Origin of the sequence: Comamonas sp., from assembly GCF_009360615.1 — a bacterium.
Taxonomy (GTDB): domain Bacteria; phylum Pseudomonadota; class Gammaproteobacteria; order Burkholderiales; family Burkholderiaceae_C; genus Comamonas.
In genome coordinates, this window is the sequence record NZ_SPEY01000103.1 from 52,446 (window position 1) to 62,970 (window position 10,525).

Here is a 10,525-nt window from a genome sequence, read left to right on the forward strand (position 1 = left end):
TTCAGTCGTGGTGCCGGGCACCAGGCAGTTGCAGCTCCATGCGCAGCCCGCCCAGAGGGGATGGCAGTGCACGGATGCTGCCCCCGTACGTCTGAACCAGATCGCGCACGATGTCCAGACCCAGACCGGCGCCGGGACGCTGTTCGTCCAGCCGCTCGCCGCGCGCAAAGATGCGCTCGCGCAGCTCGGGGGCGATGCCCGGGCCGTCATCATCGATGCACAGCGTCAGCGGCCGGCCCTCCCCGCTTGCCGGCTCGACCCTCAGCACGACCTGCCTGCGCGCCCATTTGCCGGCGTTGTCCAGCAGATTGCCCAGCATCTCCATCAGATCCTGGGAGTCGCCCTTGAAGTCCCATCGGGAGGCATCTCCGTGCATCTCGAAGCGTATGCCGCGCGCTGCATGCAGCTTGTCCATGGTATGGACCAGGGCGTTCAGCGGGCCTGCCAGCGGAGTTCGCAGGCCATGACCCTGCTGTGCCGCAGCGGCGGCAGCACGGGCGCGCGCCAGGTGATATTCGACCTGCCGGCTGGCAATGGCGACCTGCTCGCGCACCAGGGTCGCCAGCGCGCTGTCCTGCTGCGCCGCCGCGTTGCCCATGATGCTCAGCGGCGTATTGACCGCATGCGCCAGATTGCCGGCCTGGGTGCGGGCCCGCTCCACCATGTCCGCATTCATGCGCAGCACATGGTTGAATTCCTGCACCAGGGGCATGATCTCGGCAGGGTGATCGCCCCTGATTTCCGGGGCGTCCCCCTGGCTCACGGCGGCCAGCTGGCGGCGCAGGGCGGCCAGCGGTGCCAGCGCCAGCTGCAGCTGTACAACCACGGCGGCGATCAGCCCTGCTGCCAGCATGCACAGTGCGGCTACCAGCATCTTGGTGAAGCGCTGCAGCGGCGTGGCCAGCATGGCTGCGTCGGCAGCAATCATCAGCCGCAGCGGTGGCGCATCGGCCTCGGGCAGCTGCACGGTACGCGTCACGATCACCAGGGTGTTGCCGTTGCCGTCCGACATATGGCCGTAGCTGGCCGGTGCGTGCAGCGGCAGGGTGGGCTCCCAGACCTTGTCGGCCTGGAAGAAAGGCCAGTCCAGGGTCTGGTCCCAGAGCGAGCGCGAGCGCTGGATGCCGGCCTGCACCGTCTGTCTGCCGGCAGCATCCAGCTGGTCCACCTGCCAATACATGCCGGACAGGGGCTGCTGCAGCAAGGGGTCACCGGAGAAGGGCGAAACCGTGACCGGGACGGCCTGGTCCGGGTGGTAGTTGACGGCGCCGCTGAGGCGGTCCAGCTTGGCCACCAGCTGGCTGCGCAGCTGCTGGGTCAGGTGCTCGGCAAACAGCGTGCGCAGGCCCCAGCCCGTGAGCAGAAGGGCTGCCAGTACCCAGATCAGGGTGCCGGCCAGCAGCCGCAGGCGCAGCGAGTTCTTCCAGGAGCCTGCATTCTGCGGAGGCGGCTGTGGGGTCATGGGGGAGGTCGGAGTGTGCTCGGACATAGGGTTTACGCATGGTTGGTCGGCGGGACCAGGCGATAGCCCAGACCGCGCACGGTTTCGATCGAGCCAGCGGGCAGCTTTTTCCGCAGGCGTCCGACAAAGACCTCGATGGTGTTGGAGTCGCGGTCGCTGTCCTGCGGATAGATATGCTCGGACAGCTCGGTGCGTGAGACCACGGCCCCCATGCGCTGCATCAGCAGGGCCAGCACCTTGAATTCATGGCTGGTCAGCGCCAGGGCCCGGCCTTCGACGGTGACGCGCGCCTGGCGCGAATCCAGCGTGATGGCACCGCATTGCCAGAGTGCGCTGGCATGCGGGCTCAGGCGCCGCAGCAGCGCGCGCAGGCGGGCCAGCAGTTCTTCCATATGGAAGGGCTTGGCCAGATAGTCATCGGCTCCGGCATCCATGCCTGCGACTTTTTCATGCCAGGCGGCTCTGGCGGTGAGGATGAGCACCGGCATGGAGCGGCCCTGAGCGCGCCAGGCGCGCAGCACGCTCAGCCCGTCGCGCACCGGCAGGCCCAGGTCCAGCACTGCAGCGTCGAAGCTCTCCACCTCGCCCAGGTATTGCGCCGTCTCGCCATCGGCGGCCGTCTCCACGGTGTGGCCGGCCTGCAGCAGGGCCTGATGCAGCTGCTCGCGCAGCGTGGGTTCGTCTTCAATCAGCAGGATTCGCATGCTCTATAGCCTTCCTGGGTGCCGGGGTTCACTTCTTGCGCTTCATGCTGATCAGCTTGCCGCTGCCGGCATCGATCTCCAGCTTGACCACCTTGCCATCGCTTTGCAGCAGCCGGATCTCGTAGACAAAGCGGCCGTCCTCACGGTCGAACTCCACCTTGATGACCTGGCCCGGGTACTGCTGCTCGACCAGATCCAGGACCGTGCGCAGCGGCAGCACCTGGCCCTGGCGCAAGGCCTGGCGGGCGAGTTCATGATCGTTGTCCCCGGCATCCGAGGTCGCGGGCCACAGGCTCAGTACGGCAAGGCTGGCCGTGGCCAGCAGCATGGCCAGCATGGCATGAACGGCGCGACGGCGCGGGCGCGGCAGGGATTGCGGTGCATTCGAGGCGTTGTAAGAGGTCATGGCGAAGGGGCTGGAGTGGAAGTGATGCGGCCTGGCGGCGCTCTGCAGTCGAGGTTATAGGCCGGCATCGATGAATGGAAGCTGAATGGCGGCTTCAGACACGGTTCAGCCTGCCTTGCGAACAATCGGCCCCATCCCGCTGCACAGGGCCTGTGCACTGGCGGGCCGTGTTTTGTCCCTCTCTTTGACCCAGCGACTGCAGGAGTTTCCATGTCCCATCTTCCCCGCCCGGCTTTTCCCGTGTCCCCAGGCCCCCTGTCCGTATCCCGATGCCTGCGGCGTCGCAGCGGCACGGTCTTGCTCGCTGGCGCGGCCCTGCTGTCGGCCTGCACCTGCCTGGCCGCCGCAGGCAACGCTGTGGCGGATCGTGCCTCGGCCTCGGTGGCTGCCGTGCGCGGCATGACTCTCGGGCCCGCTCTGTCTATCCGCGAAGTCTGCGAGCGGCTGGAAAAGGCCGGCTATCGCGAATTCCAGGAGGTGGAGTGGGACGACGGACTCTACAAGGTCAAGGCCACGGCCGGTGACGGACGCCTTGTGAAGCTCTATGTGGACGGCCGCAGCGGCGCAGTGCTGCGCGTACGCACCAGAGACTGATGCTGTTCTTGTTCTGATCGTGGCTGAGCCGGCCTGGATGATGGTTTCTGCAATATGGTCTTGGACAGGGTCACTGCGAAGGACAAGGGCTTGATTTGACCCGTTGTAAACGGTTTCGCGGGGCGTCCGGTATTGTGAGCAAATGTGAAACCTGTCGTCCTGGCGAGCGGGTGCTGCGTTGCATGGGGGAGGCAGACCATGCAAGGTTTGCAGAGCCACTCATAACAGGGACTGCGGCGCATGCGGTGTGCGTGCGCCATTCAGGAGATTTCCATGCAAATCAATCAACGCTGGGGCCGCATGGCCATGGTGAGCGCAATCGTTGCGGTTCTGTCGGCCTGCGCGGCCTATCCTCAAGGCGGCTATCAGAATAGCGGCTACCAGAATAGCGGCTACCAGGGCGGCTACTCCCAGGGGGCGTATTCTGGCTCGGGCTACCCCGGCAGCACCCAGGCTTACCCCGTCGGCAACAACCAGGTCCAGACCTACCCCGCCAGTAACTGCGGCTACAACAACCCCAATTGCTACTCGCAGCAGCCCCAGCAATATGCCCAGCAGGGCCGTGTGATGAACATCGAGACCGTGCGCGTGCAGGATGGCAGCGGCATCGGCGCGGGTGGAGCAATTGCCGGCGGCGTGATCGGCGGCGTGCTGGGCAATCAGGTGGGCAAGGGCTCCGGCCGTACGCTGGCCACGATTGCCGGTGTGGTGGGCGGTGCATTGGCCGGCAACGCCGTGCAGAACAGCGTCGGTGGCGGCAGCGTGCGCGATATCTACCGCGTCACCGTGCAGCTGCAGGACGGCAGCGTGCGTGCTCTGGACTATCAGCAGCCTCCGCAGCTGAGCATCGGCGAATACGTGCGCGTGGAAGGCAACCAGATCTTCCGCCGCTGAACCGTCGGGCGCGCATGACAAAAGGGACTCCGAGGAGTCCCTTTTGATGTCACCCGGTCAGGGGTAGCAAGACGTCAAAACTGGCGTGCTCCCAGGCCGGAGATGGCAAGCGAGGGCCTGGGGGCCGCTTCCCCGCCGCGAAGCTGTCGTCCGCTCGGGGCAAGACGCACACAGCGCCTCAGGGAGGTCAGTGCAGTGTCTCGCTGCCCGGAGCCATGGGCTCGATACGGAAGAAGCCCGTGCCGGCCGTGCCGCGGCCGATCTCTTCTTCGGTGGCCTCGCGCACGGCTGCGATCTTGAGGTGCAGGCGGATGGCAATGCCGGCCAGCGGGTGGTTGCCGTCCAGCACCACATGCTCGGGATAGATTTCCGTGACCGTGTAGAGCAGATCGGCAGGCACGGGGCTGGTGCCCTTGGGCAGGGCGCTGCTCTCGAAGCTCATGCCTTCCTCGATTTCTTCAGGAAACAGCTCGCGCTTTTCCAGGAAGATCAGGCTTTCGTCATAGTCGCCGAATGCTTCCTCGGGCTCCAGGTGCAGATCCAGCTGGTCGCCGACCACATGGCCTTGCAGCGCCTCTTCGATGCGCTTGAACAGGTCATCGCCGCCGACGAGAAATTCCACGGGCTCGTCCAGCACGTCCAGCTCCTCGCCCAGGGTGTCTTTCAGTGTCCAGGTCAGGGCGACCACGCATTGTTGGGTAACTTCCATGGTGTGTGTATGCAGTTGGTGGGCCGCGGGCCAGTCCCGCAGCCGAAATTGAAACGCCGCCACGGCCGTGGCGCAATGGCAGGCATTGTCCCATGCGCTGCCCGCAACTGCAGCACAGGCCTTTTGTTACACCCTGCAAAAAGCACTTGCACGGCCTTCACATTGGCACTCTTGCAGGCCTGCATACTGGCCCCATCTCTGCTGCAAGTAATTTGCGGGCTTAAAGGAAGGCACCATGACCCCTCAGGAACAACAACTGCTGCAAGACCTGTGCGCCAGGCTGACGCTGACCCAGGGCCAGCCCAAGGACGCGCAGGCCGATGCCGAGCTGCGCCGCGGATTGGGCACCGCGCCCGATGCGGTCTACTGGCTGGCCCAGCGCACCTTGATGCTGGAGCAAGCCATTGAGCAGGCCCAGCAGCAGATCGGCGAGCTGCAGCAGCAGCTGAAACAGGCCCAGCAAAGCCAGAGCCAGAGCCAGGGCGCAGGCAGCTTTCTCTCGGGCGGCCTGGGCACGCACTTCGGCCGCGCTCCCGAGCGTTATGCCGAGGACGGCGGCTACGCTGCCAGTACCCAGCCTCCCTATCAGCCCCAGTATCAGCCTCAGTACCAGCCGCAAGCAGCGCCTCAGCCCTCCAGCTGGCGCGACCGTTTCTTTGGCGGCGGCTCTGCGCCCCGTGCTGCAGCGCCGCAGGCCTACGGCCAGCCAGCTGCCGCGACCGGCAGCAGCTTCCTGGGCAATGCCGCAGCGGCCGCAGCCGGTGTGGCGGGCGGCATGTTTCTGTTCAACGGACTGGAGAATCTGATGGGCGGCCATCACGCCGGCTCGGGCAGCCAGGGCGGCGGCAGCGAAAGCAAGTCGCTGGTGCAGGACAGCAGCAGCCAGGGCCTGCATGGCGACAGCGGCAATACCTCGAGCCTGGCCAACGATGCGGGCCTTGGCAGCATAGACAACTCAGCCAGCTTTGACAGCGGCAGTTGGGACGATGGCGGCGGCTTCTTTGACGATGACTTTGCCTGATTACAGGCTTTGAGATTTTTGAGGCTCAAGCCCTTTTCCATCAAACGCTGCAGCTATGGATTAGATAGTGAGAAGGAAAAAAGAAAGACACCTGGCGTTTTCAAATCAGGTGGCTTTTTTAATTTCAGTAGCGATGGGCGCGAGCTTTAACGAGGGCGCGACCTAAGTGTGGGGCGGCAAGCAAGCGCCGCCGCGCAGCAAAGCTGTCGTCCCCCTCCGCGAAGCAGAGGGGGAAGCGGCGGGGCCGCCCAGGCAAAGCCGCTCAGGGGGAGTCTTTAGAACGGATAGTGGCGTTCTGCGGTCTGCATGGTCACCCAGCGGGTTTCGGTAAAGGCATTGATGCCCTGCTGGCCGCCGAAATGGCCATAGCCCGAGGCCTTGACGCCGCCAAACGGCATCTGGGCTTCGTCATGCACCGTGGGGCCGTTGATATGGCAGATGCCGGCCTCGATGCGCGCAGCCACACGCCAGCCGCGGGCCGTGTCCCGGGTGAAGACTGCGGAGGACAGACCGAACTCGTTGTCATTGGCCGTGGCAATGGCTTCTTCCTCGCCGTTCACGCGCACGATGCCCTTGACCGGGCCGAAGGTCTCCTCGTGGAAGATGCGCATCGCGGGCGTCACATGGTCGATCAGCGTGGCAGGCATCAGTGTGCTCTCGGCCTTGCCGCCGCAGACCAGTTTTCCGCCCTTGGCCAGCGCGTCATCGATCATGGCATTGCAGCGCTCCACCGTTGCCAGATCGATCACCGAGCCCAGCACCACGGGGCCCTTGCGCGGGTCACCCAGTGGCAGGCTCCGGGCCTTGGCGGCAAACTTGGCGATGAACTCGTCGGCCACCTTGTTATCCACCACGAAGCGCTCGGTGGACATGCAGATCTGGCCCGAGTTGGCAAACGCGCCAAAGGTGGCGGCGTTCACGGCCGCATCGATATCGGCATCGTCCAGCACCAGGAAGGGGGCCTTGCCGCCGAGCTCCAGCAGCGCGGGCTTGAGATGTCTGGCACAGGTCTGGCCGATGATGCGGCCCACCTTGGTGGAGCCGGTAAAGCTCACGCGGCGCACGGCCGGGTGGGCCACGATGGCTTCAACCACAGCGCCTGCATCGGCAGGGGCATTGGTCACAAAGTTCACCACACCGGCGGGCAGGCCTGCGTCCTGCAGCGCCTCGATGATCAGGCCGTGGGTGGCGGGGCAGAGTTCCGAGCCCTTGAGAATCACGGTGTTGCCGCAGGCCAGGGCCGTGGAGATGCTGCGCACGGCCAGAATCACGGGGGCATTCCAGGGCGCGATGCCCAGTACCACGCCGGCGGGCTGGCGCACGGCCATGGCCACGCTGCCGGGCACGTCCGACGGGATGATCTCGCCATTGATCTGCGTGGTCAGCGAAGCTGCTTCCAGCAGCATGCTGGCGGCCAGATGCACGTTGAAACCGGCCCAGATGCCCGAGGCACCGGTTTCTGCGGCCATGGCCGCGGCAATCGCTTCGCCCTTGGCTTCCAGCGCCTGCGAGGCCTTCATCAGCATGGCGCGGCGGGCGTTCGGCCCCAGTTGCGACCAGGCGGGGAAGGCTGCTGCCGCTGCATCGCAGGCGCGGATCGCATCCTCGGTCGTGGCTGCCGGCGCGCGTGTGGCCACGCTGCCATCCAGCGGGTTCCTGCGTTCAAAAGTCGCGCCATTGCCGGCTGCGCATTCCTGGCCGGCTATCAGCATTTTTTGTTCGATCATTTTTGGGTCTCCTTTTCAGTGTTCAGTGTTCACCGCCTAAATAAGCGCGGCGCACGGCGGGGCTGCTGCTGAGTTCTGCGGCCGAGCCTTCGCCCACGATGCGCCCGGTTTCCAGCAAGTAACCACGGTCGGCAATAGCCAGGCTCTGGCGCGCGTTCTGTTCCACCAGCAGCACGCCCATGCCCAGTGTCTTGATGCGCGCCAAGGCTGCGAACAGCTCTTTGCACATCAGCGGCGACAGGCCCAGAGAAGGCTCGTCCAGCAACAGGATATCGGGCTGGCTCATCAACGCGCGGCCCACGGCCACCATCTGCTGCTCGCCGCCGCTCATGGTGCGCACGGCCTGGGCCAGACGATCACGCAGCTTGGGAAAGAGGGCGAAGACCTGCTCGAGATTCCTGGCTTCATTGGCGCGTGCGCGCCGGGGCTGGGCACCCAGCAGCAGGTTTTCCTTGACGCTGAGATCGCCGAACACGCCGCGCCCCTCGGGCACCAGGGCCAGGCCCGATTGCACGATGGCATGCGGCGGCAGCTGCATCAGCTCCTGACCGGCCAGTTGCGCGCTGGCACCGGCCTGCGGCGTGACCATGCCGCCCAGCGCCTTGAGCAGGCTGGACTTGCCCGCTCCGTTGGCGCCCAGCATGACGACCAGCTCGCCGGGCCGAACCTGCAGGCTGACTTGGTGCAGCGCCTCATGCTTGCCGTAGCTCACCGAGATATTGCGCACTTCAAGCATGGCTGGCCTCCGCTGACCGGTCTTCATCTGCACTCGCTTCTTCCCCCAGATAGGCACGCACCACCTCGGGCTCTTTGAGCACCTGGGCCGTGGGACCGTCGGCTATTTTTGTGCCCGCGTTCATCACCACGCAGCGGCTGCACAGCGCGTGCACGGCGTCCATCACATGTTCGACCATGAGAATCGTCAGCCCCGTGGCCTGCAGCTGCCGGATCAGTGCAATGCCCTGCTGCAGCTCCGTGGGGTTGAGTCCGGCCAGCCATTCGTCGAGCAGCAGGATCTGCGGCTCCAGCGCCAGCGCGCGGGCCAGCTCCAGACGCTTCTGGTTGATATAGGTGAGGTCGCCTGCAGGAGTACTCGCAAATTCGGGCAGACCCACCTGATTGAGCAGTTGCAGGGCACGCGCAGCGGCCGGCTTGCCAAACAGTGGTCGGGGCTTGAAGGCCATGCCGGCAATGACGTTGTCGGTGCAGCTCATGGAGCCCAGCACCTTGACCAGCTGGAAGGTGCGCGCCACGCCCAGGCGGGCGATCTGGTGGCTTTTGAGCGGGTGGATGGGCTTGCCGTTGAATACGATCTCGCCGCCGTAGACGGGCAGGGCGCCCGAGATCAGATTCATGGCCGTGGTCTTGCCCGATCCATTGGGGCCGAGCAGGCCCACGACCTCGCCCGGGTAGACGTCAAAACTCAGTTCGTTGACGGCCACCAGGCCGCCGAAGCGCCTGGTGGCGCCGCGCACGGAAAGCAGGGTGGCGGTCTTCATGGCTGGTCTCCCTTGCTGGCCGCATTTCTGCCCGGCCGTCTGGCCAGCACGCCAGACAGGCCCTGGGGAATGAAGTAGACGATCACGATGAACACCAGGCCCAGCAGAATCGAGAAATGGTTGGGGAAGTTGGCACCCAGGTACTCGAACAGCAGCACCAGCGGGACGGCCCCCAGAATCGGGCCGAACAGCGCGCCGGCGCCGCCGAGCAAAGCCATGATCAGCGTCTGGAACGAGACGGCGGGAGCAAAGGCAATGCTGGGGTCGATATAGGTCCAGCGCGGAGCCATGATGGCGCCCGTGACGGTGATGAACACGGCGCTGACGGCAAACAGCAGCAGCTTGGCCGTGGTGGTGTTGATGCCCACATGGGTAGCCACGGTCTCGTCCTCGCCGATCACGCGCAGGGCCAGACCCAGGCGCGAGCGGTTGATGAGGGCGCGCAGCGCCAGCACCAGGGCCAGCATGGCCAGCAGCTGCCAGTAGATATCGAGCTGGGTGATCTCCACGAATACATAGCGGCCCAGGTCCTTGGTGATGTTGACTTCCCACCAGGTGACGAGCTGCTTGACCAGCTCGGCCAGGCCGAAGCTGAAGATCACGAAGTACACGCCCGACAGCCGCAGCGTGGACAGCCCCACGATCAAGGCCATGACCAGGCCCACGCCGGCCGCAATGCCCAGCACGGCGGCCCAGGGCAGGGACTCGCCGAACACGGCGGTGACATAGGCGCCCATGCCGAAGAAGGCGACGGTGGCCAGCGAGATATAGCGCGTCGGTCCCGAGAACAGCGCCCAGGCCGTGGCCAGCACGCAGTACATCAGGATGCTGATCATGAGCGAGAGGTAGTACTCGTCCGTCAGCCAGCGCGGCAGCAGTGCCAGGCCCAGCAGGGCGGCGGCGCTGACGGCCCAGATCAGGATTTCCTTGCGATGCTGATTCATCGTGCGGCCCTCCCGAACAAACCCGTGGGCTTGAACAGTAGCACCAGCAGGAACACTGCGTAATTGACGGCCAGCGTCAGGCCGGGGTCGACAAAGGAGGCCACCAGCGTTTCGGCAAAGCCCAGAAGCATGCCGGCGACCAGGCAGCCCATGAGATTGCCCACGCCGCCCATGATGACGACGATCAGCGCCTTCATGGCAAACAGGGTGCCCATGCCGGCCGAGAAGGGCAGAAACATGCTGACCAGCACGCCGCAGACCGCCACCAGTGCACCGCCCAGACCGTAGGCCAGTGCCGCCGTGCTGCGCACATTGATGCCGACCAGATGTGCGAACTGCGGTGCCACGGACACGGCGCGCACCACGGCACCGGCGCGGGTGCGCGTCAGCAGCAGGTACAGGCCGCCGCCCAGCACGATGGCAAAGCCCAGTACCAGCAGACGGTTGGCAGCGACCTTGCTGCCCAGGATCTCCACGGGTTCGGACAGATAGCTGTAGCTGTGATAGTCGCCGCCGAACATCACCAGCATGACGCCCTGCACGACGAACAGCATGCCGAAGGTGG

The 10,525-nt window shown here is 65.3% G+C and carries 12 protein-coding genes; 3 read left to right on the top strand and 9 right to left on the bottom strand.

The window, feature by feature from the left end:
- Position 1: 1 nt before the first annotated feature.
- Genes E2583_RS22355 through E2583_RS22365 form a run of 3 tightly spaced genes read right to left on the bottom strand, consistent with a single transcriptional unit; the run spans position 2 to position 2,503 of the window.
- The gene (locus tag E2583_RS22355; protein ID WP_291598788.1) at positions 2 to 1,489 is read right to left on the bottom strand and encodes a sensor histidine kinase; all 1,488 of its coding nucleotides are present in this window, start codon (positions 1,487 to 1,489) and stop codon (positions 2 to 4) included.
- Positions 1,490 to 1,494: 5 nt separating this feature from the next.
- Entirely contained in the window at positions 1,495 to 2,166 is a 672-nt protein-coding gene (locus E2583_RS22360; RefSeq protein ID WP_291598790.1) for a response regulator transcription factor, read from the bottom strand.
- A 28-nt stretch (positions 2,167 to 2,194) separates the two neighbouring features.
- Positions 2,195 to 2,503 carry a PepSY domain-containing protein gene (locus E2583_RS22365; protein ID WP_291598810.1) on the bottom strand — a complete coding sequence of 103 codons (309 nt, stop codon included), beginning with the start codon at positions 2,501 to 2,503 and terminating at the stop codon, positions 2,195 to 2,197.
- A 279-nt stretch (positions 2,504 to 2,782) separates the two neighbouring features.
- On the opposite strand from E2583_RS22365, the gene E2583_RS22370 reads away from it, so the two are divergent.
- Positions 2,783 to 3,166 (top strand): PepSY domain-containing protein, encoded by a 384-nt coding sequence (locus E2583_RS22370; RefSeq protein ID WP_291598791.1) that lies wholly within the window; start codon positions 2,783 to 2,785, stop codon positions 3,164 to 3,166.
- Positions 3,167 to 3,439: 273 nt separating this feature from the next.
- On the top strand, positions 3,440 to 4,060 hold the full coding sequence (locus tag E2583_RS22375; protein ID WP_291598794.1) for a glycine zipper 2TM domain-containing protein: 621 nt from the start codon (positions 3,440 to 3,442) through the stop codon (positions 4,058 to 4,060).
- Positions 4,061 to 4,247: 187 nt separating this feature from the next.
- On the opposite strand, the gene E2583_RS22380 is transcribed toward E2583_RS22375, so the two are convergent.
- Entirely contained in the window at positions 4,248 to 4,769 is a 522-nt protein-coding gene (locus E2583_RS22380; RefSeq protein WP_291598796.1) for an FKBP-type peptidyl-prolyl cis-trans isomerase, read from the bottom strand.
- Positions 4,770 to 5,004: 235 nt separating this feature from the next.
- On the opposite strand from E2583_RS22380, the gene E2583_RS22385 reads away from it, so the two are divergent.
- Entirely contained in the window at positions 5,005 to 5,790 is a 786-nt protein-coding gene (locus tag E2583_RS22385) for a DUF2076 family protein (protein WP_291598798.1), read from the top strand.
- A 275-nt stretch (positions 5,791 to 6,065) separates the two neighbouring features.
- On the opposite strand, the gene E2583_RS22390 is transcribed toward E2583_RS22385, so the two are convergent.
- The 5 genes from E2583_RS22390 to E2583_RS22410 form a co-directional block, all read right to left on the bottom strand.
- Positions 6,066 to 7,517 (bottom strand): aldehyde dehydrogenase, encoded by a 1,452-nt coding sequence (locus E2583_RS22390; protein ID WP_291598800.1) that lies wholly within the window; start codon positions 7,515 to 7,517, stop codon positions 6,066 to 6,068.
- A gap of 22 nt (positions 7,518 to 7,539) precedes the next feature.
- A complete protein-coding gene (locus tag E2583_RS22395) occupies positions 7,540 to 8,253 on the bottom strand; it encodes an ABC transporter ATP-binding protein (RefSeq protein ID WP_043004312.1) in 714 nt (237 codons plus the stop codon).
- On the bottom strand, positions 8,246 to 9,016 hold the full coding sequence (locus E2583_RS22400) for an ABC transporter ATP-binding protein (protein ID WP_291598803.1): 771 nt from the start codon (positions 9,014 to 9,016) through the stop codon (positions 8,246 to 8,248). The genes E2583_RS22395 and E2583_RS22400 overlap by 8 nt, the downstream gene beginning before the upstream one ends.
- Entirely contained in the window at positions 9,013 to 9,960 is a 948-nt protein-coding gene (locus E2583_RS22405) for a branched-chain amino acid ABC transporter permease (protein WP_291598805.1), read from the bottom strand. The genes E2583_RS22400 and E2583_RS22405 overlap by 4 nt, the downstream gene beginning before the upstream one ends.
- On the bottom strand, positions 9,957 to 10,525 hold a 569-nt coding region (locus E2583_RS22410; protein ID WP_291598807.1), incomplete at its 5' end, for a branched-chain amino acid ABC transporter permease. The genes E2583_RS22405 and E2583_RS22410, both read right to left, overlap by 4 nt.

Coding starts and splice junctions, on each gene's coding strand:
- E2583_RS22355 (WP_291598788.1), bottom strand. CDS start 1,489: ATGTCCGAGCACACTCCGACCTCCCCCATGACCCCACAGCCGCCTCCG.
- E2583_RS22360 (WP_291598790.1), bottom strand. CDS start 2,166: ATGCGAATCCTGCTGATTGAAGACGAACCCACGCTGCGCGAGCAGCTG.
- E2583_RS22365 (WP_291598810.1), bottom strand. CDS start 2,503: ATGCTGGCCATGCTGCTGGCCACGGCCAGCCTTGCCGTACTGAGCCTG.
- E2583_RS22370 (WP_291598791.1), top strand. CDS start 2,783: ATGTCCCATCTTCCCCGCCCGGCTTTTCCCGTGTCCCCAGGCCCCCTG.
- E2583_RS22375 (WP_291598794.1), top strand. CDS start 3,440: ATGCAAATCAATCAACGCTGGGGCCGCATGGCCATGGTGAGCGCAATC.
- E2583_RS22380 (WP_291598796.1), bottom strand. CDS start 4,769: ATGGAAGTTACCCAACAATGCGTGGTCGCCCTGACCTGGACACTGAAA.
- E2583_RS22385 (WP_291598798.1), top strand. CDS start 5,005: ATGACCCCTCAGGAACAACAACTGCTGCAAGACCTGTGCGCCAGGCTG.
- E2583_RS22390 (WP_291598800.1), bottom strand. CDS start 7,517: ATGATCGAACAAAAAATGCTGATAGCCGGCCAGGAATGCGCAGCCGGC.
- E2583_RS22395 (WP_043004312.1), bottom strand. CDS start 8,253: ATGCTTGAAGTGCGCAATATCTCGGTGAGCTACGGCAAGCATGAGGCG.
- E2583_RS22400 (WP_291598803.1), bottom strand. CDS start 9,016: ATGAAGACCGCCACCCTGCTTTCCGTGCGCGGCGCCACCAGGCGCTTC.
- E2583_RS22405 (WP_291598805.1), bottom strand. CDS start 9,960: ATGAATCAGCATCGCAAGGAAATCCTGATCTGGGCCGTCAGCGCCGCC.